A 26,458-nucleotide genomic window follows, 5' to 3' on the forward strand; every position below is an offset into this window, starting at 1 on the left:
ATTGCTTTCGTTATAATTACAATAAGCGGTGGAATAGCAATATTTACAAGTATAATATGAATAACTTACTTGCCTACTGTTTATCACAGTATCGTAGAGCTTAAAGAGCATGTTATTATTTAAGGGTTGCTACTCAATTAAAATTGAGCACATCTTATATATTTATAATGTAATATTATGTTTTTTAAAATATTCGTAGATTTTTATCAAATCTTAAACATTTATGATAGTAATTTATGTGTTTCTAAAAAAATGAGTTTATTAATAAAAAAACTATACTAATTTTTTTATGATTTTGGAGGGGTTATGCGGCATTACAAGAAGGCTTTATTCTCTGTAAAATACCTAGGTCATTTACTATTATATTCTGGTTTGATCGGCGTTACACATAATGCCTTTGCAGTGACGCAAGGCTCATCTATACAGGATCCCGTTTATATAAAATATGTTAATGACTTAAAAAACCATCCATATCATAATATTTTAATGTTTGTTGGTCAGGCTGATTTACATCCTTACACGGTTTATGTGCATTCTCAATTAGCTTTATCTTTATTAAAGAGTGATTATACAACAGATACCGTTAATAATATCATTAAGGGGACTGAGGCAACACGTAAAATCAAAGTCCAGCGTCATCCGTGGGGAATTTTTGTGCAGGCGGCTAGTTTTGCGTCACAAGATATGGCCACTAAAACCAATTATGATGCAATTTGGGTAAGGGATAGTGTCTGGGGATATTTGGCATTAGAAAGCCAAGATGAAACTAGGTCAGATGCACATCAAGTATTGATGACATTATGGGATTATATGGCAACCCCCGTTCAGATTGCTCGAATGAAAGCTGTTATTATTGACCCAACCATTCTTAACGGCTCTGATGGACAGATGAAAGCCGTTCATATTCGATTTAACAGTGCTTCTCAAGATTTTGCAGATGTGATGGAAAATGGAATACCTCAACCATGGACACATAAGCAAAACGATGCATTGGGATTGTTTTTAGATTCTATATTTACTGAGATTAATAATGGGAGAGTAAAAGGACAAGATTGGAGTAAAGATCGTCGTTTAGATGCTTTGATTTATCTAGTTGGGTATTTAGACAAAGCCCAATTCTATAAAATGGAGGATTCTGGTGCATGGGAGGAAGATAGTCGTCTAAATACATCTTCTGTAGGGTTGGTGACATCAGCATTGGAAAATTTGCAGAGGATAATTGATCATCCCACGGTTCATGATAAAGATTTTGTCCATGCTTTGCAGGATAGAGCTAAACAATTAAATGCGTCTTCTTTTGTTAGTTCTCCAAATTTATCACGCTTGGTAGATTTAGGATATAAACGTATATACCAACAGTTAGAACAGGGGGGTGAATCCCCCGATTATAACAAAACAGATTCACGATATCGACAGGCTGATGCTGCACTACTGAATTTGATTTATCCAGCGCGTTTAAGCCGCTTAACGCTAGAGCATAAAAAGCGTGTTTTGGACATAGTTGCCCCTCTTATGGGGGATATTGGTATTCGCCGTTATTTTAAAGATAATTATCAATCTGCTAACTTTTGGTTTCATAATATCAAAACCGATACAGACAGCGCCAGTCATGCAGAACGAAAAAAACAATTTATCCCAGGGACAGAAGCACAGTGGTTTTTTGATTCGTGGTATGCAAAAGCAGCTTTTATGATTTATCATGAGAGTAAAGACCCCCATTACAGAGCCGTGGCTATTCGTTCCATGAACCGTGCATTGGCGCAAATTACAGGCAAAGATACGATTGGGGCAAATGGTAAAGTTGTTTCTGCGATGGCACTGCCTGAAAGTTATAATTTTATAGCTGATCAAGGACAGTTGTGGGAATCACCCAGCCCGATTACGCCATTAAATTGGGCCAAGGCTTCTATGACGTTAATGTTGCAAGAGGCTACAAAGAATTTACATTAAGAGAGGTAAAAAGCCCCTTTTGCAAGACAAAAGAGGCCTTTTTATTATTTATATATTACAAAGTAATTAACAATTTGCAAAAATACTTGATAACTGCCACATATCGGCTTTTGTGATAACTGCGCTGCCATTCTCAGCAAAGAAAGATAATGCTTTGTTGTCAAAGCGAGGGAAAATATTGCTGGTAATAGATGCTTCCCCATCATTAACGAAAACCTCAATTGATCCTGCATCAATGAAGATATGCAAATTAATCTTAGAACATACAGGCAAAGGAATGCTTCTGTCTGTGTTTAATGTCAAATCATCACTGTAGCGTTCTAGAACCAAGCGTTTAGCTTGGCTATCAATGAATAATTTTGCGCCATCTCCAACAGATAAACCATAGCGTTCCGCAGTACTATTTTTGATATCAAAACATAGTTTTAGTTCTTGATATTGTGCATCTAGGACTGTACTTTGGTTGGTAATTTTGAATGGTTGTAAACTGGTGGATGCTGTTCTAAGTTGTTCCAATTCTGTAATTGGTGTGCACAGTAAACGGCCATGTTCGTTGTATTTTACCTCACGAGGTAATGTAAACGCGCCAGCCCATCCCTGTTTCTCTGTAGGAATCGGAGCCTCCCACATTTGCATCCAACCCACCATAATACGGCGTCCATCGGCTGCAACGAAAGATTGAGGTGCATAGAAATCATGTCCATGATCGATTTCTTTAAATTCTTCTTCGACGGTGTAACTGCCATCCTCGTTCCACACGCCGCAACGATAGCCACTTTGAAAAAGATTGCGATAATCATATCCACTAGCAGGCATGCCTTGTGGTGAAGTGATTAAAATATCTTTGTTATTAACGTTGAAGAAATCAGGACATTCCCACATAAAACCTTGATCAGAAGAGGTTGCCTGATCAAGAATAGTAACAAAAGTCCAATCAGTAAGGTTTGCGGATTTATATAATCTTGTTTCACCAAGATCATTAACCCTAGCACCAACGACCATCCACCAAGAGTCCCTTGCGCGCCATACTTTTGGATCACGGAAATGCATAACACCTGCGGGTGGGAATAGTACAGGACCGTGCTTCGTAAAGTTGATGCCATCAGTACTGGTAGCCATACATTGAACTTGGCGAATATTGCCTTTGTCATCTAGGTTGACGTTTCCTGTATAAATAAGGGTTAAAACCCCATTATTATTAACAGCAGAACCAGAATAACATCCGTCACGATCATAGTCTTCGTCTGGATAAAGGGCGATAGGTAAGTGTTCCCAATGTACAAGGTCCTTACTGATAACATGACCCCAATGCATTGGGCCCCATACTGGTTCGTAGGGGTAATGTTGAAAAAAGAAATGATAATATCCATTGATATAGATCAATCCATTGGGATCATTGATCCATCCCGCCTCAGCGGCGACGTGGAATTTTGGATAATATAAAGTATCAACTGTTTTTGCAGCGTTTTTAACGAAAATATCTGCTTGAGATAAGGCTTTCATATTTGCTTTCCATTTTCTAATAAAAATATGTATAAAAATATATTATAATTGAATAAAAAAATTAAAATTAGTATAGTTGAAGTATTATTTTATATTCAACTTCAATTATTATAGCATAATTTATTATAAATACTAAATTTTTTTTAAATTTATTGTTTTAGTATTTATTTACAGCGTCGTTCAATGTAAAGAATCGGTTCTTTACGTCTAAATTTATCGTAATATTTATAAAAACTATTCATAAATAAAATCTTTATATAGTGAACAATATTTATACTGTAATTGTTGGCGACGTTATTTACAAAGATTGTTGATCTATTGATAGAGTTTTATATAAAGATCTTACTAATTTATATATTAGTTGATAAAGAAAAGAGAATGATCTTAAGTTAGTTGTGACACTCTAAGAAAAATGTTTAAAAAAGAATAAATGCACTTGCAATTTGTATATTTTTTTTTTAAAAGAACATTGTCTTTTGACATAATTATCTGCTAAGAGAACATATATAAGCGAGAGTGACGGAACGGTAGACGTAGTCGACTCAAAATCGACCGCCGCAAGGCGTGGGGGTTCAAATCCCCCCTTTCGCACCAAATTGCACGTCGCAATTGTCCATTTACGTGCTAGATTATGGTAGTGAACTCTTATGCCAACAGTAAATATACCTGCTAAACCTCATCAAAAACCAAATAACCCTTGTTTTTCCTCTGGTCCATGCGCCAAACGCCCAGGTTGGACGTTAAATGCGTTACAAAATGCCTTGGTCGGGCGTTCTCATCGTTCTAATGAAGGACGGAAAAAGTTGGGTGAGGTAATCAGCTTATCTTCTGAAATCCTTGGAATTCCCAAAGATTGGAAGGTTGGAATTATCCCCGCATCAGATACAGGTGCAGTGGAATTGGCATTATGGGCGCTTTTAGGGTCTCGCCCTGTGGATATGCTGTCTTTTGACAGTTTTTCTGCTGAATGGGTCACTGACGTTGTAAAACAATTAAAACTTGCTGACGCACGTATATTACATGCTGATTATGGATATTTGCCTGATTTAACCCAAATTAATTGGGATCATGATGTTGTTATGGTGTGGAACGGTACAACCTCTGGGGTACGTATGCCAAATGGTGATTTCATTCCACATGATCGCGATGGTTTGGTTATATGTGATGCCACCTCGGCTGCTTTTGTAATGGATTTACCCTGGAATAAATTGGATGTTGTGACATGGTCATGGCAAAAAGCACTGGGTGGAGAGGCTGCACATGGTATGTTGGCTTTATCTCCTAAAGCAATAAAAAGATTGGAGCAGACTGAACAATTACGTCCGCTGCCCAAGATTTTTAGAGTATTAAAACAAGGAAAATTAAACGATAAAATTTTCGAAGGCGATACTATTAACACCCCTTCGATGTTATGCGTCGAAGATGCATTGGATGGTCTGTATTGGGCAAAATCAATGGGTGGTGTCTCTGGTTTACAAGCAAGAAGCAATAATAATCTGGCCGTGGTTAGTGCTTGGGTAGAGCGGACACCATGGGTGGAATTTTTAGCAGTCGAAGAAAGCCAGCGTTCAAATACCTCTATTTGTCTAAAAATTATTGATCCTTGGTTTACAGGGTTAGAGGACAAGGAACAAAAAATTGCTTTTGCAAAAATAACAAAATTAATATCCGATGAAAAAGCTGGATACGATCTGGCTAGCTATCGCGATGCTCCATTAGGATTACGTATTTGGGGTGGTGCAACTGTTGAAACAGCCGATATTGAAGCATTATTACCTTGGTTAGAATGGGCATTTGCAACGGTTAAATCAACTTATAAATTTTAATTTTGTTAAATAAACTTTAAGGTAAGAGCAATATCTTATGATTGATGATACTGAAATGAGCAATGCCCTGTTACCAGTAGGGTTCTGTGATATTCTGCCCATTGATGCGGAAAAAGAAGCATTTGCGTTGCATCAAATCATGGAGGCTTTTGCCTCTTATGGTTACGAACGGGTAAGCCCACCCTTACTTGAATTTGAACAAAGTTTATTAGCCCATTCTGGTGCTGGTGTTGCTGAACAAACTTTCAGATTAATGGATCCTGAAACGCATTATATGATGGGTTTACGCTCAGATATTACCCCACAAATTGCCCGTATCGCAGCAACCCGTTTGATTAACTCGCCGCGTCCGTTGCGCCTTTGTTACGCGGGACCATGTGTTTGGGTCAGTGGGGCCAAGCATCACGCAGCAAGACAGATTTTACAAGCAGGAATAGAATTAATAGGGGTCGATAGCCCCCAAGTTGATGCTGAGATTATTGCCATTACTGCTGAAGCTTTGGGATCTGCGGGTATTTGTTCAGTTTCTTTTGATTTAATGATGCCTCAGTTGGCACAGGCAATTATCCAAACAGAATCGTTCGATTATGTACAAACTAAACGATTAATGCGTGCATTGGATCGTAAAGATGTGGCTGCTGTTCAACAATACGGCGGATCATCGGCAGGAGTCCTAACCACAATGTTACAAGCTGCTGGACCCGCTGATCGTGCTGTAGAAATGTTGAAAGGATTGGATCTTTCATTAGATGTTCAACCTATTTTAGAACGATTATTAACTGCGGTTGAAGCTGTGAAGAGGCAGAGCCCTAATGTACAATTGACTATTGACCCGGTCGAGTTTAGGGGGTGGGATTATCATACTGGGTTATGCGTTTCTGTATATGTTCATGGGATTAGTGGTGAAGTTGGTCGAGGTGGGCGTTATTTATCTAATAATGGCGAACCTGCATGTGGATTAACACTACGCCCTGATATTTTGTTACAGCTAGTTGACTATGATGAAAGCAGAGTGCAACGAGTTTTTGTGCCTTTTGGCCTAACAATGAATCAAGTAAGATTCTTGCGTCAAGAGGGGTATGTTATTGTTATGGGGCTTTGTGCTGACGATGATCATATTCGTGAAGCTCGTCGTTTAAATTGCTCTTATGTGTATCAAGATGGACATTTGCATTCAGTTTCTGGATGAGGTTATCGGATGACATCAATTATTTTATTTAACATTTTAAGTTGGTAAGGAAACTTCTATGTCCAGTGTTACCATTGTGGGTGCCCAATGGGGTGATGAAGGAAAAGGAAAGATTGTTGACTGGTTAGCCAGTCGTGCAGATGTCGTGGTGCGGTTCCAAGGGGGACATAATGCTGGACATACCTTAGTTATAGATGGTGAAATTTACAAACTGTCTTTATTACCTTCTGGCGTTGTACGCAAGAAAATCAGTGTTATTGGCAATGGCGTTGTTGTAGATCCGCAGGCGTTGTTAAAAGAAATTGCTCGTTTTAAAGAACAAAATATTGAAATTACCCCTCAAATACTAAAAGTTGCTGAAAATTGTCCGCTTATTTTACCGTCCCATGTGGCATTGGATCAAGCCCGTGAAAAGGCCAGGGGGGAGAAGAAAATTGGTACTACAGGGCGTGGTATTGGTCCAGCTTATGAAGATAAAGTCGCTCGCCGTGCTATTCGTTTGTGCGATTTAACAGAACCAGAAACGTTGGATTGGCGTTTAGACGAATTATTAACACACCATAATGCATTGCTAGCGTCTATGGGTGAAAAAACGTTTACCAAGGCAGAAGTGGTGGCATATTTGGCTGATATTGGGCCGAAGGTACTGCCATTTATGGCACATGTTCCGGAGCTGATGGCTGAATATCAGGCACAAGATAAATTTATATTGTTCGAGGGTGCGCAGGCCATTATGCTGGACGTCGATCATGGTACTTATCCTTTCGTTACCAGTTCTAATACGGTTCCTTCTCAGACAGGTGTTGGTAGTGGCACAGGGCCTCGTGCTGGGGGATATATTCTTGGGATTGCCAAGGCTTATACAACCCGTGTGGGGGAGGGGCCTTTTCCTACGGAATTGTTTGATGATGTCGGTAAATATCTTGGCGAAAAAGGACACGAATTTGGCACAATAACAGGGCGTGCCCGTCGTTGTGGGTGGTTCGATGCTGTACTGGTGAAACGTGCAGTACAGGTTGGTGGTTTGGATGGGTTAGCCATCATGAAACTAGATGTCTTAGATGGATTAAAAGAAGTTAAAATCTGTATAGGATATGAATTAAACGGTCAGCAGATTAATCGCTTTCCTTACACTTTGGAAGCTCAAAAACGCCTAAAGCCTATTTACGAAACAATGCCTGGTTGGGATCAAAGTACATATGGCATTAGGGATCGTAGTGAGTTACCTGATGCGGCGAATAAATATATTACCCGTATCGAAGAGCTAACTGGAGCAAAAGTCAGTATTATTTCGACCAGCCCAGAACGTGAAGACACCATTATGTCTGGTGATCTTTTGGTTTAGTTCACTGTAAAAAACAAGCAAAAAGCAACCTTAAGGTTGCTTTTTTCATAAGGTGTTTGTGATATGCAGATTTCTGATTTAAGGCCTGGATATGTGCTAAGTAACGATCAAATCCATGACATTTTTGGTTGTAGTAAACAAGGTGGAATGAGAAAGTCTAATCGAACACAAACATTGATTTTGGTTTCCAATTATACAAAATCACTCTTTTATAATCGCTGGGATAAGGACGTATTTTATTACACAGGGATGGGAAGCGTTGGTGATCAATACCTAACATATTCCCAAAATAAGACTTTGGCTGAATCAAAAGAAAATGGTTTTGGTATTCACCTATTTGAATGTTATGTGAAAGGCGAATATACTTATGTTGGACAAATGGTTCTGGCTGATTTACCTTTTAAAGAAGACCAATTAGATGAAAAAGGGAATATCCGGAAAGTTTATATCTTTCCTTTAAAGAGTATTTCAGATTTTTACTATATAAAAAAAGAAAACATTGAGCTTATTGAAAAAAACGCTCGAACACGTATCCAGCAATTATCTGACAAGCAATTGGCACAAAAAGTAAGTCAAATGACATCTGTAAGATCACAGCGTTTATGTGTTACTACAAATTATGGTCGTAATATTTATCTGTCTTCTTGGGTCAAACGAAAGGCCAAGGGAATTTGTCAATTTTGTTTACAAGACGCTCCGTTTAAAAGTGCTAACGGAGAGCCTTTTTTAGAAATCCATCACATTCAATGGTTGTCAAAAGGAGGTGCAGACAGCTTAAATAATATGATAGCTTTATGTCCCAATTGTCATAGGAAAATGCACCACGTTAATGATAAACATGATGTTAAATTTTTAAAACAACAAGCAAAAAAAGTTACGCAAGATCTTCTTATTATGTTGAAATAGTACTATATTTTTTGATAGGAAAAAAGCATGAGCAAAATTATTCAGTTTTCAACAATTGGTGCCTTGATGGCTGGATATTTACAAGGCGATAGACTATTTTCTCAGGTATGTTGCGGATGTAACTTTGGTCTTGGCTGTTCAGCCAATCTTGATGGGGAATTGACTATTTACGATGGCACGGCTTATGAGGCAACGGCTGGCCATGCTTTACAAACATTGGATTTCGAATCTAAAGTACCATTTATCCAAATAACAAATTTCCAGCCAGAACAAAGCCATATTATTAAGGATGTTGATCACACAACAATTTATAATTCAATGAAACGCTTTATTCAATTTGATAATATTCTGTTGGCTGTTTCTGTGCAGGGAACGTTTCGTAAAGTGATTGTTAGAAGACCACATTCTTCATACACAGGGGAAGATAGGGATGTCAGTAAGATAGCGGCTTCTCAACAGGTTGATACCTATTGCCAAGTAAAAGGAACATTAATAGGATTTTGGACACCTGAATTATTTGGACGTATCTCTGTTCCTAGATTTCATTTTCATTTTTTAGATGAGAGCAAACGTAAAAGTGGGCATGTTTTAGAGTTTGATGTAGAACAAGCACAGCTAAGTTTTGAGGAAAAACCTACGTTAGAGATTACTAATCCAAAAAAAGATCAATTTAAACAAATGAAGATTGACATAAATATGTTGGATGAAATGATTAATCGGGTTGAAAAATAGTCTAGAGTAAAAATTGATTAAAGATTTGAATGCCAATAATACACCTATTAATGAAATATGATGTATTATTGGATAAATTTTATGGCAATAGCTTATTATGGAAATAATTTTCTTGTAATTAGATAGGCAATTACAAAGATTGATAAATAAACAAAGGGGACGAGAAAAATAACGTGCTCTACGACATTAGGCATTATACTTCTCCTTTTGTATTATTGTCTGCAACTTGTGTATCAAATAAAATTGCTCCCGCTGCAGAAATCAAAGTAATCATAACTGTACCTATAATCCATGCGAAATACCAAGGTCCTTGATCCCCTACAAAAACTGCTACAAGCAAAGCAACAAAAAGAACCAGACCCAATCCTGCAAAACGGAGTAAAGTGATAATCATTTTATTTAACTTTCATTTAATAGCTGTGGGTATCGTTGACTACTTTAGAGGTTTTAACTTTTCCTCTCATCACATAGTAACACCAAGAGGTGTAAGAAATAATAAGAGGGACGAAAATTGCCGCTACAGCGAGCATACAAGCCAAACCATAAGCAGAGCTAGAACAGTTCCAGATGGTTAAACTGTGATTGGGTGTTGTCGTTGAAGGCATAAAGAAAGGAAACATTGCTGCGGCAACAGTACAAATTGTCCCAACCCAAGAGCCAAGACCAATCCACCATGCCAAATGGGGCTTGTTCCCTTTGACAATCAAGGCTCCCAATAACATACAAACCGTTCCAAGCATGGGGAAGAACCATAATATAGGATGATTGGTATAGTTATGTAACCATGCACCTACATATGTATCTACATGTTGTCCGTGCATTGGATTGGCAGGCATGGCAGGATCTCCTTCGGTTAATACAAACCCTTTAATTTGAAATATCCAAAATCCACCAATGATAAATAAAACAGCAGCAGCAATCCCTCCGATCATGGCAAAACGTCTTGCCCGATCGTAAATTGGATTTTCAGAGCGCATCATTAACATGACACCGCCTTGATAGATACTTAGCGACACAGACATTAATCCACATAAAATTGCAAATGGATTAATCAAATAACTCCAAAAAGAGCTATCTTGAATATATTGTCCATTCCATAAGAAATGATAGCCAACGCCTTGTAAAATATTTCCAAATGCAGCACCGTATATAAACATAGGCACAAACCCTGAAATTAGAAAAGCCCAATCCCACCCAGCTCTCCATAAGTGTGCTTCTGTTTTGGAACGATACTCAAAGGCAACAGGTCGTAAGATCATACTGAATAACAGTAAAATCATAACAACATAAAACGTTGAGAAAGAAGTGGCATATAATGTTGGAAAAGCTGCAAAAATTGCGCCACCCCCCAAAATAAACCATACTTGGTTTCCATCCCAGTGGGGCCCAATAATATTTAAGGCAGTTCTTCGTTCTGCATCCGTTTTACCAACAAAACGCAGTAATGTGCCAACCCCCATATCCATACCAACCATCAGACCCAGTGCAATTAATAATATACATAACAGGCCAGCCCAAATGAGTTTTAAAACAATATAATATTCCATGTTTGTGTTTCCTTAATTATTCTTAGAAGAAATAATGGAGATATTTTCTATCTTGTTATCATCAGATGGATGGTGGGGTTGTGGACCTAACCGCGCATATTTGAACATTAAATAAAGTTCTGCAATAATAAAGATACTGTATAATGTTACAAATCCGATTAAAGAGAACACCATATAGGATGCTGTATGCGAAGAGGCTGACATAAATGTTGGTAAAATATCAAAGACAGTCCAAGGTTGGCGTCCTATTTCTGCAGTGATCCATCCAAATTCAGCTGCAACAAAAGGTAAAGGAATAGACCAAGTACATGCTTTTAAAAACCAAGGATAATGTTCCAATTGATTTCTTAAGCTTAGATAAGAGGCCATTGCAAATATAACAAAGAAATAAACCCCTAAGAAAACCATAAATCTAAAGGACCAGAAGGTAACAAACACATTTGGAAATAGATCTAATTTTGTTTTTTCTATGATTTGAGGCATATGGTCAGAGGTGATTTTATCAACATTTTGCTCTGGTGCATAACGACTGGCTAAAAATCCATATCCAAGATCTTTTTCATGTTGTTTAAACACTGCCAAATCTTCCATTTGACGTTGTTCACTATATCGTTTTAGTGCTGCAACAGCCTTTAAACCAGATTCAATGCGAGGACCTGCAGAATCTTGAATTTCATATAGTCCTTTGATTGGTGTATCAAACGTGTGTGTTAGCAGAGGGGTTAATACATACGGTACCCCAATTTCGAAATAGTTTTTTTGATTTTTGTCGTCAGGAATAGCAAATAAAATCCACGGTTCAGCTGGCGGTTTACTTGTATGCCAAAGTCCTTCCATTGCAGCAACTTTAGTAGGTTGGTGTTCATAGTCTAATCTACCTAATACGTCACCTAAGGTAATAACAGCAATTGTAGATAAGATACCAAATAAAGCAGCTATTCTAAAAGAATGTGCGGCAAACATACGATGTTTACGACGCAGCAAGTAAAAAGCACTAATTCCCATAACAAACATAGAGGCAGTGACATAGCCTGCCAAAGATGTATGAACAAACTTAGCCTGTGCATCGGGATTGAATACAACCTTGACAAAACTATCAAACGTCATGCGCATTGTTTCTGGATCAAAAGTAGTTCCCATGGGCATATTCATGCTGGCATTAGCAACTAAGATCCATAATGCAGACAGATTGGATCCCAAGGCGACTAAGTAAGTGACAGCCAAGTGTGCAGGACGGCTTAATCTATCCCATCCAAAAAACATTAATCCAACAAAGGTTGATTCCATAAAAAAAGCCATCAACCCTTCAATTGCAAGGGGGGTACCAAAAATATCGCCAAAGAATCTTGAATACATGGACCAATTAGTCCCAAATTCAAATTCCATAGTTAATCCTGTGGCAACCCCTAAGGCAAAATTGATACCAAATAATTTGCCCCAAAATTGGGTCATGTCTTTATAAAGTTGCTTGCCTGTAACAACATAAACGGTTTCCATAGCAGCAAGAATAAAGGTTAGTCCCAACGTTAAAGGGACAAACATGAAGTGATATAAGGCAGTTAATGCAAATTGAAAACGAGACAGGTCAACGACCCAAGGGTGTATTAAATCCATTTCTCAGACTTTCTTTTAGAAGAAACGATATTTCATTCATCAAATATTAAGATAGGTAGTAAGCATATGCTTTTAAAGAAAATCTCCATTTTCCATAGTTATGATTCTACTCATGAGTGGTAATATTGCATCACGATGAGTGATAACAATAATAGTTGTCTCAGGACGTGCTTTAAGCAAAGCCGTCATCAGGGCATATTCTGTTTGAGGGTCCAGTCCTTCGGTAGGCTCATCTAAGATTAGCCAAGGGGTTTTGCGTATTAATCCTTGGGCGATTGATAGACGTTTTGCTTGTCCTCCAGAAAGGCGTATCCCTTCATTGCCAATGCGTGTATTTAGACCTTCTGCTAATCCAGAAACAAAATCGTAAAGTTGTGAAATGCGTAATGCTTCTTCTATTTCTGTTGGTGTGCTTTGCGGATTAGCAAGTAATAAGTTTTCTTTAATTGTTCCAGAAAATAAGTGAAAGTCCTGTGTGACCACACTAATAATGGAAGATAAGTCTTGAGTTGATATTTTTCGAGTATCCACTCCTCCAAAAGTAATTTTCCCTTCTGATAAAGGATAAAAAGAGAACAGAAGGTTGATCAGACTACTTTTACCAATTCCTGATGGGCCCACTAATGCGATATGCTCACCTTGTTTAATGGTCAAAGAAGCTTGGTTAAATACTTTCATCGGGTTATTAGGATAATGAAAGCTGACATTATCAAGATATAGATCGTAAGGTTGTGAACAACTAAGAGAGGAGGTATTAGAAACAAAATCGGTCGGTTTACACGCATCATCTAAACGTTGTTCAGACAAGTATGCTTTTGCTGCTGCTTGGCTTGCCAAAGGTAATGAAAATGTGACGTCAAAAGCTGCAAGCGTTCCTAATATTAACATTGGAATTTCTGGGCCCGTTAAAATACCTTGATGATATTCATGGACGTTTTGTATTAAAGTGATCAGAATACACAACATCATAATAATGGTATTTATCCCACGTCCAGCACTTTCTATGGCATCCAGTATCCATTTATTTCGATCAGAAATATATTGAGTTTGCTGTATATCAGACATTCTTGCTGGTGCTATCCCTAAGACCAACATTTCACCGAGATTTTGTAAAATTTCAGTAAAGTTTGTTTGTAAAGTATTTTTGTAATTAATCGTTTTTTGAATGTGGTGGTAAGAAAGATAGTAAACACAAACGGGAATAACGCAGCAGCTTATGAATAATCCAACAGTCAGTGCTAATGCTGAAAAAGATGAAAACCATATAAAAGTAAACACAAAGATAATCGTACAGATAAATGCACGCGCAAAAGGAATAATCACATCTGTATAATAAGCAGATACAAGGTCAGTGTCAGTTATAAAACGCCCTAATATATCGCCCCCTCTTTGATTGATGAGGCCAGCAGGTGCCAGAGGTATAAGATGTTTAAATATGTTTACTCTTAATAAGCTTGTTAATCGTAGTGCACCGTCATGGGTAATAACGCGTTCCAAGTAGCGAGCAACAATTCTAAGCATAGCAAAGAAACGCACACCAGCCGCGGGGAGAATAATGTTAAAGGCTTTTGCAATGGCTGTTCCACCTAATCCTGCGACTGCAGCGCTGGCTAATAACCAACCAGAAAGAAATAATAATCCAAAATTACCTATTGCTGCAATACAAGCCAAAATGACTCCTAAAATTAAATGCCATTTAATTGGACTGGCTAATGCTGCGAAAGAGAAATAATTTCTGAATAATATAGGCTTTTTATCTTTGCTGATCATTATTTTGTCCCCTCATTGGTTGATAGGGAGACTAAAGAGCCTTGATCAATTCGAAACAAAGCATCACTTTTGGCAGCTAATTGAAGATTATGTGTAGAAACAATAACAACTCTGTCTTTAGTACAGGCCCTGATAGTATTGATAATTTGCTCTGAAGTCGTAGGATCCAGACCAGCTGTTGGTTCATCTAAAATTAACAAATCAGGGTTGCGGTATAAGGCTCGTGCTAAAACAAGACGGCGTAACTGGCCTGCAGAAAAAATACCACCGCGCTCACCGACATGGGTATCAAATCCTGCTGGCAAACTATCAATAAAAGACAAAATATTTGCTTGTTCAGCAGCATCTCTTAAGTGTTGCAAATCAAAGGAAGAGCAGCCTAAGGTAAGATTTTCCTGAATGGTTCCGAACATTAAATAAGGTTGTTGTGGAACCCATGCAACGTGAATATCTTCAAAACCGATTTGTTCACCTTGCGTATTTAGCACTGTCATGTTGCCTGAACTAATCGGTATAAATCCCAATATTGTATTTAATAAACTGGTTTTTCCAGCGCCGCTTTTCCCAGTTAAAACATTTAGATGATTGGATAAAAATTGACAGGAAATATTTTGTAACAAGGGTTGTCCATCAAACGTTTTAACAGTTAATTGTTTGCAATGGATGGAGTGTAGGGGTGTATTTGTTGCGGCTGGTTTTTGATAACGGGTGACGAATGCAGGTAGTTCATATATTTTCTGTAATTGTTCTACGGCAGCGTTGGCATTTTGTCTTGCATGGTAGCTGGCTGAAAAATTTCGTAAAGGCATAAAAAATTCAGGAGCTAATAATAAAACTAAAAATGCCGAACGGAAATTAACTGTCCCTTCCAATAATTGTGTTCCAAAGATTACTGCTATGACTGCGATAGAAAGACTGGAAAAGAATTCCAAGACTGCAGAACTTAAAAAAGCGACCTTCATAACCGACAAGGTTGTTGTACGATGTTTATTGGCCAATTTTTCTATGTGAATAAGGCTTTCTTGGGTGCGGCCGAATAGGCGTAATGTTTTAAGGCCTTTCAACATATCTAGAAAATGACCACTCAATAGGGATAATTCTGCCCATTGGCGGTTCATAATGCGTTGGGCACTATATCCAACTAACACCATAAAAATAGGAATTAATGGCCCCGTTATAGCAAGAGCGATAAAACTCCATGTATTTATACTTGCAACAACGATTAAAATAATAATGGGAACGACGACCATCATGGCAGCATTTGGAATATATCGCGCAAAATAGGGTAGTAATGCATCGATACCTTCGGTCAAAGTAGTGACCATTTCACCAATTTTTAAATTTTTATAGGCAATAGGGCCAGTGTTTAGAAGATAATTTTGTAAATCATTTTGAATATATTGTGTTAATTTTAACCCTGCGTGTGTACTCGACAAGTCAGCTGCAAACTTAAAAAAAACATTGCCTAAAAGAAAAAGTAAAAGGGTAAAGATAAGTGTGTATTGCGTGTAGATAGTTCGGCTATGGAAAATAATATTATCTACAATATGGCCCAATATTACGAATTGGCCCACCAAACAAACAGCAGCAACAGATCCCAATATTACAGATAAAATTAACCATTTTTGAGATATTTTTGCTAGGTTTTTAAGTTGTAGGTGATCTTTTAAAATAATATTTCTTTTATTCATACGAAAACACGCTAAATATCTCAAATAAAAATTATAAGACTTTAAAAGTATATAGGTTTTTTTTTATAATTTTCTACATAAATTTTCCATGTTTATTTTTTATTAATTTTTTATTACTTTAAAATTGGGGATTTTAATTTTAATTTGTATAATTATTATAACAGTTTTAATAATAGAAAATTAATTTTACAGATTAAATATGTATTTTTCAAAATGAAAATAAAATTAATGAATAAAGTTAATTATATTTATTTATATCTTTTGTTAGATTTGTAGGAAAAGCCGTCTTTTAGACCCCTAAAGAAGTGTTTAAAACTCTGTTTTCCTTCACCTTTTAAGCTAGTCAGGAAAAACATTTTTAGTAACCTCAGAAAAATTGTACCTTTGGTAAAAGGAGGAAAGATATTAAAAATTTTCTGAGAGATTAATAGATTTCTGACAGAGTAATATAGTTTTTTACTATTATAAATCGTAGAATTCAATGTGACATCGTGGGTAAATATTAGTTCTGGTGAATAGCGGATTTTATATCCCAATTGTGATAAAAAATATGAAAAATAAAGATCATCAAAATAAATAAATAATTCTTCGTGTATATGTTGACTATAAAGTTTTAAAATTTTGTGATGGATCACAACACCTACGAAAGAGAAAGTTTGTACGTCGCAGCTTTTGTTGATACTAGGTAAAAAAGTGTCAGGAAAGAGGGCATAATGAATGGTATCCCACATTGTATGTGGAATTTTTTTATAGGGCACATTCATAGAACATAATTGTCGTTGAGGGGTTACAACCTTGCTACAAAATAATTGATAATTCTCTTTCTCAAGATTTATAAAATTTTCTAAGAGGTTAGAAGAGGGGTATGCGTCATCATCGAAGAAAAATATCCAGTCTGTTTTTATGGTGTTGGATATATATTGAGCACCATATTTAAAGCCACCAGCTCCCCCTATATTTTCATTCAGATGAATGACATTCAAACGCGGGTCCGTAAGTGTTGACAGCCATTGTTGTGTGCCATCCGATGATGCATTATTGACAACAACGATACAGTCGAAAGGTAAGACGCATGTAGCCTGTAAACATAATCGTAATTTTTCGATTCTGTTATAGGTTACAATTAGTGCAACAGATTTCATGCTCTTTAAACCAATTCAATATTATGATCAGTATGTGTTAAATTTCGGATAAATTTTTATAAGTATTTTTTTATTTTTATATAAAATTTGTATGCTCGTTTTCTTCTATTAGTACCTAATGGTAATATTTTATTTATTACTGGTCTTAGTAAAGAACGTACATCAAAATTACGTATAGATTTAAACGGTGATGTAAAATTTTTTTGATATTTAAGGGAAAAATTGATCCAAGGTGTGTTGCGTAAATAGAAGAAAAAGACTTGTGCAAAATCAATATCGGGATGAGTCCACGGTTTTTTGTCACCAGCAAAATGAATAATCCACGGATCCTGGCGGGCTGTGAAATACTCTTGCATGATTGGTAAGGGGAGTTTTTTGAAAAAACTGTCGACATTTCCATTCCCGTGCAAAACATTCCATTTCATATCGATGAAGTAAATATGTCCTTCGCAATGTTTATTTAACAGATCCTGATCTAAAAACCAGTAATATCGTTTTGATATATCCTGCATGATAAAATCATCTATATTAAATTTCCGAATTTGTTGCGTATTTAAAATCAGAACCCCAGCTTGCACATAGTCGTACGGATATTTTAGTTGCAGGTACTGGGTTAAATAATCTTTTGCTGTGTAATAATCACCTTCTGCACGACAAATAATTTCATTTTTAATAAAACCTCTCATGACATAATCTTTGACCGCGCCAATATAGTGGTCACCGATATCAATGGCAAATAATTGTTGAATATCATTATTCACGATTAAATCAGCATCAAGGTAAATAACTTTATTATAAAATGGTAATAGTTTTGGTATTAAAACCCTATAATAGGTTTCTTTTGTAAAATGATCGTGAAGCTCTAAGGACTTATTTTCAAAAAAGCGATCGCCATTAATAAATGTTAGTCTAAAATTGCTATGCTTTTTCAACAGAAGCTTGAAATTAAACTTCGTTATATCTGATAATGCGCCTTCAATAATATAAAGATCGTAAAAGTAATTACGACGACTGTTTTCGATAATTGATTGTAGAAGTGCAGCACCAGAAATGGCGTAATTTTCATTAAATGCCGTAACAATAGGTACAATTTGTTGATACTGTTTTTCTAATTCTTGTATTAATTTCTGATTTGTTTGAGTAGGGGCGAAATTCTGTGATGATGACAAAGAGTATCTACCTGTATTAGTGCTATGAATAAAGGTTCGTCGACAGGGAACGATGTTTAAGTTTTTATTTTCTTGTAATTTGGTTATGTATATTCCTAATAACCACTCAGCAAGATAACCAAAGACACGGTATTCTTGTACATTACGTTCACTAAGATCTATTTGCTTTTCTAGTGTAAATAGAATGTCAAATAACCACTGACAATATTGCAAAAATATATGGCGTTTCATAATGAACATATTTGTGTAATAGCCATAATGTGATTGATTATATCGTTCAGCTGCGTCCATATATTCAGGGTATTTTTGATTTAGAATGGATAAACAAGCGTGATAATCGCTGATATTCAGATTTTTACCTTGTTCATATTGGTCTAAATTATTCTTAGCATTTACATTTCTTACATCCCATTTTTCCGGAACAACAACATCAATATTTTTTAGAAATCGGGCTAAAGCCAAGTCAGAATATCCGATATCATCGCAGTAGGTTTCGTTTATATGAGGGTAGTTAACAACACCATACTCATCACTTTCTTGATGATTATTTATATTTAAAATAAAGTGACGTCTGTAATGGTAAAAACCGATATAATCGCTGTCTTGATCATTTTTCCAAGCCCAATATTGTGCGGTTAATTCACAAAAACTTTGATTCTTGGCTGAAATATTATTTGCAATTGCATCATTTAGCTCATTCTCATAATAAGGCTCATTTAATGCTGTTCCAACTTGTATAGGTTTGAAATAGCTTGTTTTAATTAAATCACATTTATCGTGATAAGAAACATAAATAGAGATATTGTGCATATGAGCTAATCATCATGAGTAATGTTTAAAAAATAATTTTTTTGAAATTGGTTTATTCTATCATGATTTTGCAATTTAAGTAATTTTATATTTTGTTTTCATTTATAATGATCTATAGTAGATTCCTTAAGTATATAATTATACTAGAAATTATCTTTTGCTGATGTAGCAAGTTCAAAGTGCGTGTTGTTTCCTTAAGTAAAAAGATAAGGTATGGATTCTCTGAAAATTACTTTTGATTCAATTTTTCTTTTGGTTAGAGAGTAAGATTATAAATATTAATTAAATTTTATAACAAATCGCTAATTTTAACTAATATTTGGTAAAATAATTGGTAACTGCTGCACACTGACTTTAGCTTGCAGCTATTTCAAATCGTAAACAGCTTTATTACACTCAATTACGTCATAATATTACAGAAAATATGAGGGATTTAGCGTCTTTAATATAGTCAAAAACATTCTATTTTTGCGTAAACAAATTACGAATATAGGCTTTTACAACATTTATTCTGGCACTAGAGCGTAATCCGCTGTGTGTTGATAACCAGATTTCTTGATCTAACTCTGGGATATGCTTTATGACGGAATATAGAAGATGAGAGGTTTCTGCGGCGATAAAATTATCCAGTAACCCTAAACCATTATCATGAGTAATACCATCAAAGATCCCTAATGCATAACTGCATCGCATCCATGGTAATGGTGCGTTTGGTAATGATCTTAACCATCGTTCGGTGTGAAAATGATGCCTATGTTCATCGAACCCTACAAAGTCCAGTTTATCCCATGCTTGCCGATCAATATCTGTTTGGTGACATTTATAGTATTTCTGACTGCAATATAGACCGTATGAAAGGGTTCCTATTTTTTGAATGATTAAATCAGCCTGTTCAGGGCGAAAATTGCGGATGGCGATGTCTGCCTCCCTGCGAGTAAGACTATAAGGGCGGTGCGAAGTAATAATTTCAATTTCAACGTGGGGGTATAATGCATGAAATTCTGAAAATCTAGAAGTAAGAAAATAAGAGATTAATTCGTCAGTATTAATTTTAACAATACCTTTGGCTGCATGTAATGTTTGTTGATCACGAGTGCGTTCAATTTCAAAGGAGATTTCTTCCATTTGTTCAGCCCATGCAATAATTTGCATACCAGCAGCTGTTGGCATGCACCCAGACTGAACTCGCTCTAAAAGTTTTATACCAAGTTCATATTCTAATTCGTCCATGCGTCGGGCGAGGGTGGCTGTGCTTACACCTGTTTTTTTTGCTGCACGTCTTAATGTTTTAGAACGTGCAATAATAACTAAAAATTTCAAGTTTTCCCAATTGATATGTTTCATAAATGAAGCACCACCCCGTATTTACTTGTGTTTACATTAAATATTAAAACACATATTACAAATAAGGTGAAAGTTAAATCGATATAATGATGATGAGATGGAAGCGTATTTGAATGCGTACGTATAAGGATAGAGTAAGACACGCAATTTTGTTCGAAATTATAGGATTGTTAATATTTACTCCGAGTGCGGTATTGATGTTTAATCAGTCTGTTGAACATATGGGAGTAATAGGTATTTTTTCCTCTTTTGCAGCAACAATTTGGAATTTTATTTATAATATATGCTTTGACAAAGTTCTATTACATTTCCGTGGAGATGTTCAAAAGAGTATGATTATACGTTTGTATCATACAGTGCTTTTCGAGGTCGGGTTAATGATTGTTACTTTGCCTGCGATTGCATGGTATTTAGGTATTTCTGTGTTGGATGCTTTTATTATGGATGTGGCTATTGTTATTTTTTATTTGGTTTACGCATTCTTCTTTAACATCATTTATGACTACATATTTCCAGTAGTATCTCCAGCTAAAGCTTTTGGGACATCAGGTAGTAAATCAAATTAATACTATGTTAGACCAATAGAATATTAATGTATAAACATTCTATTGGTTTACAAAGTAAGAGTTATCAATTTTAATGATTTATCAAATTCCTTAGGATTTGATGAGGGCCAATCATATTTTCGGGCTTTAAGATTTCCTCTAAATCTTTTTCACTCAGTAATTTTTCCTCACGAACTAGTTCTAATACGCCCTTGCCGGTTTCTAACGCTTTGCGTGCGATGCGTGTTGCATTTTCATACCCAATATAAGGGTTTAAGGCGGTGATTAGACCAATAGAGTGTTCAACCAAGTCTCTGCAGTGTTCTGCATTTGCAGTGATACCATCAATACATAATTCACGTAACATATCCATGGCTCTGATTAACAAGGTAATGGATCCAAAGGTTTTATAAGCAATTAACGGTTCCATAACGTTTAATTGTAACTGTCCACCCTCAGCAGCCAAGGTCACGGCTAAATCGTTACCGATAATGGTGAATACAACTTGGTTGACAGCCTCTGGGATAACGGGATTGACTTTGCCAGGCATAATTGAGCTCCCTGGTTGTCTTGGGGGGAGATTAATTTCGTTAATTCCTGTTCTTGGACCGCTGGAAAGTAATCGTAAATCATTGCAAATTTTAGAGAGTTTGACAGCTGTGCGTTTCAGCATACCTGATAATAATACAAATGCCCCCATATCAGAAGTTGCCTCAATCAAATCTCTGGCCGGTAATAAAGGATGACCACTAATTTCAGCTAAATATTTTACGGCTAAGGCTGGATATTGTGGATCAGCATTAATGCCAGTCCCGATTGCTGTACCGCCTAAATTAACTTCACAAAGCAAGTCAGGAATAAGCAAGCGTATGCGATTGACATCTTCGGTTAAAGTTGTAGAAAAAGCATGAAATTCTTGGCCCAATGTCATTGGTACCGCGTCTTGTAGCTGCGTACGCCCCATTTTTAAAACATGGGCGAATTCTTTACCTTTTTTGGCAAAAGATTCACATAGTTTGGTTAATGAAGCAAGTAGATGGTCATATCCCAATAATAATCCAACACGTATTGCTGTTGGGTAAGCATCGTTCGTAGATTGGGCCATATTAACGTCGTTGTTAGGATGCAAATGGTGATAATCCCCTTTTGCATATCCTAATTCTTCAAGTGCGATGTTGGCAATGACTTCATTGGCATTCATATTGGTGGAAGTACCTGCTCCTCCTTGAATCATATCTACTAAAAACTGGTCATGGAACTCGCCTTGTGTGATGCGTTTACAGGCTTTAATAATTGCAGAATGCTTTTCATCCGATAGATAACCTAGGTGATGGTTGGCCTTCGCTGCCGCCCATTTTACCATTGCTAATGCGCTTACCAGGTGGGGAAAGTGGAATAGTGGGATACCACTTAGTTGAAAGTTATGCATGGCTCGTAAGGTTTGAATACCATAATAAGCTTCACTTGGAACGTCCAATGATCCCAATAGGTCTTTTTCTGTACGAAACGTAGATGATGACATGATCAACCTCTTTCAAAAATATCCTCAATTCTAACATGTATTTAAATAAAAGCATTTATTAATCGTCTGATACTTGTTTTGTGAAGAATTGGTAGATTTAAAGGCGAAATCACGTGATAGAGCAGATAAGATGTGTGTAATGATAATATATTGTTTAAAATTAAAGTACGCTTAGGATTTGACTATTGTAGGTAAGTATTTTTGTTTATGCAAATACCTATCCATTTTATGTCATAGTGAATAAAAAATTGTGAGTTTATGCAAGAAAAAGTGATTTTTGATTTAATTAGAAACGATGATAAACAATCAAGGAAGAACTCTATGAAATTTGTTTACATTGTTATGTTTGCTGACTAAGATTTCCGTTCATCTTTAAAGGCAGGAAAAGGAAAATGTCAGTCGCACAAGCACACATACAACGTTATGTGTATAAAGAATGTATTAGGGGATTTAAAGCAGCGCTTCCACTAATGATTAGTTTTCTGCCGTTTGGGATGTTACTTGGAACACAAGCCAAAATGCACGGCATGAGCTTGCTAGAGATTTTATTAATGTGTGGTATCAATTTCGCAGGTGGATCGGAATTTGTCGCTGTCGGTCTTTGGCAACATGCCCCACCATTATTATTGATTGTTAGCATGACGTTATTAGTTAATTGTCGACATGTTTTAATGGGTGTAACGATGATCCCTCTATGTCGTAAGGAACCTCTGAGTAAAATATTATTTTCGTTTTTTTTCCTGTGTGATGAAGCCTGGGCATTATCATTACAAGATAGCTATCGTCGTATGAAAGAAGGGTATCGTCGCGCATTTAGCTATCCATTTTATATTACAGTGGCTTTATGTTTTTATTTCATATGGTTGTTTTCGGCACTTTTGGGGGTTTTAGTTGGACCATTATTGGGTGATTTAACGCAATATGGGTTTGATATGGCATTTCCCGCAGTATTCATCGTATTGTTGCGTGGAATGTGGCAAGGATGGCGTAAAGGTATTCCATGGGCCGTTAGTTTAATTGTTGCATGCATCGTGCATCTAACAGTTCCTGGGGCTTGGTATGTTATTGCTGGTGCGGGGGCTGGATTGATTATCGTTTTATTATTACCTGAGAATTTCTTTGAAGGACCATATCATGCTTGATGATATGATCAATCAACATGCTTTTTTAACAATTATGGGTATGGGGGTGGTGACTTATCTAACTCGTATCGGTGGGTATCTGTTATTAAGAAATAAAAATTATCCTCGCTTAACTAGAATTTTAGAAATACTGCCAGGGTGTGTGATGATATCATTGATTTCACCAGCGTTTGTAACGGGGCGTTGGTTCGATACGATCTCATTGTTATTGATAATTATTACGGCGATGCGTTGTTCTTTTTTAACAACTTTGATAGTTGGTGTCGTCAGTGCGGGTGTATTACGGCATATCATCTAATATATTACATACTAAATAAAAAGGCTCCTTTCGGAGCCTTGTGAATTATTACTTCCTAAGCCATGGCGTGTTGGCGAAAGGTGGCATCATGGTCACCTCTTCCAGATGAAGATGTTTGTTGCATAATTTGTTGCAGCTTCTCAAAAGCACGAACCTCAATCTGACGAATACGCTCTCTCGAAATCTTATAGGCTTGTGACAGCTCTTCTAAAGTAGCTGGTTTTTCTTTCAGTCTTCTTTCAACTAAGATTTCACGTTCTCTAGGTTTCAAAGATTTCATCGCTTGTTGTAACATATTTTGACGCGAAGTCAGTTCTTCTAATTCTGCATAACGTTCCTCTTGGTTTATGGTATCATCAACCAACATATTTTGCCATTCATTGTAATCGTTGTCGTTGCCAATTGGCGTATTTAAGCTATGATCTTGTGCACTCAGGCGCTGGTTCATACTTTGTATCTCATCTTTTGATGCTCCCAAAGTTTTAGAAATAGTTTCCAATTCCTCAGGGCTCAGATCCGTATCATTGAAGGCTTTGATCTGACTTTTAACCCTGCGTAGATTGAAGAAAAGCTTTTTCTGTGTTGCGGTCGTACCAATCTTAACCAAAGACCAGCTATGCAAAATATATTCTTGAATAGCAGCCTTGATCCACCAGATGGCATAAGTTGTAAAGCGAAAACCTTTGTCAGGATCAAAACGTTGGATTGCTTGTAACATTCCGATATTACCTTCGCTAATTAACTCATTTAAAGGCAGGCCGTATCCTTTGTAACCTGATGCAATTTTAACGACTAGTCTTAAGTGTGCTGAAACCAGACGATGGGCTGCTTCTATATCTCCTTTTTCTTTCCACTGTTTCGCATATGTAACTTCTTCTTCTGCGGTTAGAATTGGAAATTTACGAATATGCTGTATATATTGGGTGAGATTGGTATCTGGGGTAATCCTTAGCATTGAAGAAACCATAATATATGCTCCTTTATGATATTCCGTTTTATAAGAATACAAAACGTGTTTTGATCTTTCGTAGTTATTATGAACGGCTTATTTTGCCGTTTTTTTTCGGTTAATTCTTTGTAACCGATGAATATTTTTATATCAGACTAAAATAGTCCTGTCAAAAAAAACCGCACGATATTTCGTTCATTTTAATCGATTTATTCGATTATATAGTGTAATAAAATAGATGGTTAATATTTTTCCAGTGTTATCCTTTTATTTCCGAACATGTTTATTACATGAAATAAATGGTTTGTTAATATTAATTTAATAAATAAATTTTACCTTTTTACATGTTTTTTTTATACATTTTTAAATTCTTTCGATTCGAAGAGGACAGAATCGTCTTTTATTTTAAATCAAACATAAATTTTTTGACTTTTTGAAAATTTCAAATAGTTCCCTGTATGCTTGTGTTTATCGATTTAATTAATTGTTGCATATCTTTTGGTAGTTCAGTTTCGAACTTCAAGTATTGACCTGTTGTGGGGTGGGTAAATCCTAAACTAGCCGCATGTAATGCCTGACGTGGAAAGTCCAAAGCTTCGTTCTTTTGAACTGTTGATAATTGTTTACTGATACTAGGTATGCGTTTCAAGTAAACAGGATCACCAAGTAAAGGATGGCCAGACTTTGATAAATGAACACGAATTTGATGGGTACGTCCTGTGTCTAGCTTGCATTGAATAAGGCTGACAGCGGGATTGATAATTTGCAATGTCCTATAATTTGTTTTTGCGTATTTCCCTCCTTTTTTAACGATAGTCATTTTTTTACGGTCATAAGGATCGCGTCCAATAGCACCTTCTATACTACCATTGCTCGGATTCAGTAAGCCCCAACACAAAGCAAGATAAAGTCGATCGATATTTCGAGTTGCAAAATCTGCGGATAACTTGGTCAAAGCATGTTCTGTTTTGGCTACAACCATGACCCCAGAGGTATCTTTATCTAAGCGATGGATGATTCCTGGTCTTTTTTCACCGCCGATACCAGGAAGAGTGTTGCCACAATGGGCCAGCAATGCGTTGACTAGAGTACCATCTTCGTTGCCCGGTGCGGGGTGTACGACTAATCCTGCCGGTTTGTTGATGACAATTAGATCGTTATCTTCAAATAAAATCTCTAAATCGATACTTTGTGGTTGAAGATAATACGTTTTGGCTGGTGGTATATTTAATTCTATACGATCCCCTGTTTTAACGGATATTGAGGGATCAGTAACGGTTTGATGGTTGCGTTGACATAACCCTTGCTCTATTAGCGATTTTATACGAGATCTAGAATGTTCATTGGTTTGAGCAAGAAAACGATCAATACGGTTATTATTGTGTTCTTCTGAAACCAACGCTACAAAAGATGTATCAATGCTATTATTAGAATCAGACATAAAGAAAGTACCTTAAGGTTATG

At 36.5% G+C, this 26,458-nt stretch carries 21 protein-coding genes and 1 tRNA gene; 10 read left to right on the forward strand and 12 right to left on the reverse strand.

Features of this window, described 5'->3' with window-relative positions:
- Nucleotides 1–306: 306 nt before the first annotated feature.
- Complete coding sequence (locus QJV27_RS09115) at nt 307–1,950, forward strand: glycoside hydrolase family 15 protein (protein ID WP_281448612.1); 1,644 nt, start codon at nt 307–309, stop codon at nt 1,948–1,950.
- Nucleotides 1,951–2,016: 66 nt separating this feature from the next.
- On the opposite strand, the gene QJV27_RS09120 is transcribed toward QJV27_RS09115, so the two are convergent.
- Complete coding sequence (locus tag QJV27_RS09120) at nt 2,017–3,453, reverse strand: glycoside hydrolase family 32 protein (RefSeq protein WP_281448613.1); 1,437 nt, start codon at nt 3,451–3,453, stop codon at nt 2,017–2,019.
- Nucleotides 3,454–3,963: 510 nt separating this feature from the next.
- Here QJV27_RS09120 and QJV27_RS09125 point away from each other — a divergent pair.
- The 6 genes from QJV27_RS09125 (at nt 3,964) to QJV27_RS09150 (ending at nt 9,451) form a co-directional block, all read left to right on the forward strand.
- A tRNA-Leu gene (locus QJV27_RS09125) sits at nt 3,964–4,047 on the forward strand.
- Nucleotides 4,048–4,100: 53 nt separating this feature from the next.
- Nucleotides 4,101–5,279, forward strand: coding sequence for a phosphoserine transaminase (locus QJV27_RS09130; RefSeq protein ID WP_281448614.1), 1,179 nt, complete (start codon nt 4,101–4,103; stop codon nt 5,277–5,279).
- Nucleotides 5,280–5,316: 37 nt separating this feature from the next.
- Nucleotides 5,317–6,468 (forward strand): ATP phosphoribosyltransferase regulatory subunit, encoded by a 1,152-nt coding sequence (locus QJV27_RS09135; protein ID WP_281448615.1) that lies wholly within the window; start codon nt 5,317–5,319, stop codon nt 6,466–6,468.
- 58 nt (nt 6,469–6,526) lie between these two features.
- Nucleotides 6,527–7,813 carry an adenylosuccinate synthase gene (locus QJV27_RS09140; protein ID WP_281448616.1) on the forward strand — a complete coding sequence of 429 codons (1,287 nt, stop codon included), beginning with the start codon at nt 6,527–6,529 and terminating at the stop codon, nt 7,811–7,813.
- 63 nt (nt 7,814–7,876) lie between these two features.
- Nucleotides 7,877–8,719: an HNH endonuclease gene (locus QJV27_RS09145; protein WP_281448617.1), complete on the forward strand. Its 843-nt coding sequence runs from the start codon at nt 7,877–7,879 to the stop codon at nt 8,717–8,719.
- A gap of 27 nt (nt 8,720–8,746) precedes the next feature.
- Nucleotides 8,747–9,451 carry an acetolactate decarboxylase gene (locus tag QJV27_RS09150; protein WP_281448618.1) on the forward strand — a complete coding sequence of 235 codons (705 nt, stop codon included), beginning with the start codon at nt 8,747–8,749 and terminating at the stop codon, nt 9,449–9,451.
- Between the two features lie 193 nt (nt 9,452–9,644).
- Here the strand turns inward: QJV27_RS09150 and QJV27_RS09155 are convergent, their stop codons facing one another.
- From QJV27_RS09155 to QJV27_RS09190, 8 genes are all read right to left on the reverse strand, one after another.
- Nucleotides 9,645–9,845: a hypothetical protein gene (locus QJV27_RS09155; RefSeq protein WP_408869624.1), complete on the reverse strand. Its 201-nt coding sequence runs from the start codon at nt 9,843–9,845 to the stop codon at nt 9,645–9,647.
- A 16-nt stretch (nt 9,846–9,861) separates the two neighbouring features.
- The gene (cydB, locus tag QJV27_RS09160) at nt 9,862–10,998 is read right to left on the reverse strand and encodes a cytochrome d ubiquinol oxidase subunit II (RefSeq protein ID WP_281448619.1); all 1,137 of its coding nucleotides are present in this window, start codon (nt 10,996–10,998) and stop codon (nt 9,862–9,864) included.
- A 12-nt stretch (nt 10,999–11,010) separates the two neighbouring features.
- Nucleotides 11,011–12,612: a cytochrome ubiquinol oxidase subunit I gene (locus tag QJV27_RS09165; RefSeq protein WP_281448620.1), complete on the reverse strand. Its 1,602-nt coding sequence runs from the start codon at nt 12,610–12,612 to the stop codon at nt 11,011–11,013.
- A 72-nt stretch (nt 12,613–12,684) separates the two neighbouring features.
- Entirely contained in the window at nt 12,685–14,382 is a 1,698-nt protein-coding gene (gene cydC / locus QJV27_RS09170; protein WP_281448621.1) for a thiol reductant ABC exporter subunit CydC, read from the reverse strand.
- Nucleotides 14,382–16,073 carry a thiol reductant ABC exporter subunit CydD gene (gene cydD / locus QJV27_RS09175; protein ID WP_281448622.1) on the reverse strand — a complete coding sequence of 564 codons (1,692 nt, stop codon included), beginning with the start codon at nt 16,071–16,073 and terminating at the stop codon, nt 14,382–14,384. Before cydD ends, cydC begins: the two co-directional genes overlap by 1 nt.
- Before the next feature lie 248 nt (nt 16,074–16,321).
- Nucleotides 16,322–17,215 (reverse strand): glycosyltransferase, encoded by an 894-nt coding sequence (locus tag QJV27_RS09180; RefSeq protein WP_281448623.1) that lies wholly within the window; start codon nt 17,213–17,215, stop codon nt 16,322–16,324.
- Nucleotides 17,216–17,271: 56 nt separating this feature from the next.
- Nucleotides 17,272–19,194: a DUF4422 domain-containing protein gene (locus QJV27_RS09185; RefSeq protein ID WP_281448624.1), complete on the reverse strand. Its 1,923-nt coding sequence runs from the start codon at nt 19,192–19,194 to the stop codon at nt 17,272–17,274.
- 462 nt (nt 19,195–19,656) lie between these two features.
- Nucleotides 19,657–20,538: a LysR family transcriptional regulator gene (locus QJV27_RS09190; RefSeq protein WP_281448625.1), complete on the reverse strand. Its 882-nt coding sequence runs from the start codon at nt 20,536–20,538 to the stop codon at nt 19,657–19,659.
- Between the two features lie 113 nt (nt 20,539–20,651).
- On the opposite strand from QJV27_RS09190, the gene QJV27_RS09195 reads away from it, so the two are divergent.
- Entirely contained in the window at nt 20,652–21,104 is a 453-nt protein-coding gene (locus tag QJV27_RS09195; RefSeq protein ID WP_281448626.1) for a PACE efflux transporter, read from the forward strand.
- A gap of 70 nt (nt 21,105–21,174) precedes the next feature.
- Here QJV27_RS09195 and QJV27_RS09200 read toward each other — a convergent pair whose 3' ends face one another.
- Nucleotides 21,175–22,605 (reverse strand): aspartate ammonia-lyase, encoded by a 1,431-nt coding sequence (locus QJV27_RS09200; protein WP_281448627.1) that lies wholly within the window; start codon nt 22,603–22,605, stop codon nt 21,175–21,177.
- Between the two features lie 392 nt (nt 22,606–22,997).
- Here QJV27_RS09200 and QJV27_RS09205 point away from each other — a divergent pair, with 392 nt between their 5' ends.
- A complete protein-coding gene (locus tag QJV27_RS09205) occupies nt 22,998–23,747 on the forward strand; it encodes an AzlC family ABC transporter permease (RefSeq protein WP_281448628.1) in 750 nt (249 codons plus the stop codon).
- Nucleotides 23,740–24,045, forward strand: a complete 306-nt coding sequence (locus QJV27_RS09210) for an AzlD family protein (RefSeq protein WP_281448629.1) — start codon at nt 23,740–23,742, stop codon at nt 24,043–24,045. Before QJV27_RS09205 ends, QJV27_RS09210 begins: the two co-directional genes overlap by 8 nt.
- A gap of 55 nt (nt 24,046–24,100) precedes the next feature.
- Here QJV27_RS09210 and rpoH read toward each other — a convergent pair whose 3' ends face one another.
- Both rpoH and QJV27_RS09220 read right to left on the reverse strand, forming a co-directional pair.
- Nucleotides 24,101–25,012, reverse strand: a complete 912-nt coding sequence (gene rpoH / locus QJV27_RS09215; RefSeq protein WP_281448630.1) for an RNA polymerase sigma factor RpoH — start codon at nt 25,010–25,012, stop codon at nt 24,101–24,103.
- A 424-nt stretch (nt 25,013–25,436) separates the two neighbouring features.
- A complete protein-coding gene (locus QJV27_RS09220) occupies nt 25,437–26,435 on the reverse strand; it encodes an RluA family pseudouridine synthase (RefSeq protein ID WP_281448631.1) in 999 nt (332 codons plus the stop codon).
- Nucleotides 26,436–26,458: the final 23 nt, after the last annotated feature.

The organism is Commensalibacter oyaizuii, assembly GCF_029953265.1.
In the GTDB taxonomy this organism is placed as follows: domain Bacteria; phylum Pseudomonadota; class Alphaproteobacteria; order Acetobacterales; family Acetobacteraceae; genus Commensalibacter; species Commensalibacter oyaizuii.

Bases quoted from the DNA above. Each gene is read 5' to 3' on its own strand.
- QJV27_RS09115 (WP_281448612.1), top strand. From the start codon at position 307: ATGCGGCATTACAAGAAGGCTTTATTCTCTGTAAAATACCTAGGTCAT.
- QJV27_RS09120 (WP_281448613.1), bottom strand. From the start codon at position 3,453: ATGAAAGCCTTATCTCAAGCAGATATTTTCGTTAAAAACGCTGCAAAA.
- QJV27_RS09130 (WP_281448614.1), top strand. From the start codon at position 4,101: ATGCCAACAGTAAATATACCTGCTAAACCTCATCAAAAACCAAATAAC.
- QJV27_RS09135 (WP_281448615.1), top strand. From the start codon at position 5,317: ATGATTGATGATACTGAAATGAGCAATGCCCTGTTACCAGTAGGGTTC.
- QJV27_RS09140 (WP_281448616.1), top strand. From the start codon at position 6,527: ATGTCCAGTGTTACCATTGTGGGTGCCCAATGGGGTGATGAAGGAAAA.
- QJV27_RS09145 (WP_281448617.1), top strand. From the start codon at position 7,877: ATGCAGATTTCTGATTTAAGGCCTGGATATGTGCTAAGTAACGATCAA.
- QJV27_RS09150 (WP_281448618.1), top strand. From the start codon at position 8,747: ATGAGCAAAATTATTCAGTTTTCAACAATTGGTGCCTTGATGGCTGGA.
- QJV27_RS09155 (WP_408869624.1), bottom strand. From the start codon at position 9,845: ATGATTATCACTTTACTCCGTTTTGCAGGATTGGGTCTGGTTCTTTTT.
- cydB (WP_281448619.1), bottom strand. From the start codon at position 10,998: ATGGAATATTATATTGTTTTAAAACTCATTTGGGCTGGCCTGTTATGT.
- QJV27_RS09165 (WP_281448620.1), bottom strand. From the start codon at position 12,612: ATGGATTTAATACACCCTTGGGTCGTTGACCTGTCTCGTTTTCAATTT.
- cydC (WP_281448621.1), bottom strand. From the start codon at position 14,382: ATGATCAGCAAAGATAAAAAGCCTATATTATTCAGAAATTATTTCTCT.
- cydD (WP_281448622.1), bottom strand. From the start codon at position 16,073: ATGAATAAAAGAAATATTATTTTAAAAGATCACCTACAACTTAAAAAC.
- QJV27_RS09180 (WP_281448623.1), bottom strand. From the start codon at position 17,215: ATGAAATCTGTTGCACTAATTGTAACCTATAACAGAATCGAAAAATTA.
- QJV27_RS09185 (WP_281448624.1), bottom strand. From the start codon at position 19,194: ATGCACAATATCTCTATTTATGTTTCTTATCACGATAAATGTGATTTA.
- QJV27_RS09190 (WP_281448625.1), bottom strand. From the start codon at position 20,538: ATGAAACATATCAATTGGGAAAACTTGAAATTTTTAGTTATTATTGCA.
- QJV27_RS09195 (WP_281448626.1), top strand. From the start codon at position 20,652: ATGCGTACGTATAAGGATAGAGTAAGACACGCAATTTTGTTCGAAATT.
- QJV27_RS09200 (WP_281448627.1), bottom strand. From the start codon at position 22,605: ATGTCATCATCTACGTTTCGTACAGAAAAAGACCTATTGGGATCATTG.
- QJV27_RS09205 (WP_281448628.1), top strand. From the start codon at position 22,998: ATGTCAGTCGCACAAGCACACATACAACGTTATGTGTATAAAGAATGT.
- QJV27_RS09210 (WP_281448629.1), top strand. From the start codon at position 23,740: ATGCTTGATGATATGATCAATCAACATGCTTTTTTAACAATTATGGGT.
- rpoH (WP_281448630.1), bottom strand. From the start codon at position 25,012: ATGGTTTCTTCAATGCTAAGGATTACCCCAGATACCAATCTCACCCAA.
- QJV27_RS09220 (WP_281448631.1), bottom strand. From the start codon at position 26,435: ATGTCTGATTCTAATAATAGCATTGATACATCTTTTGTAGCGTTGGTT.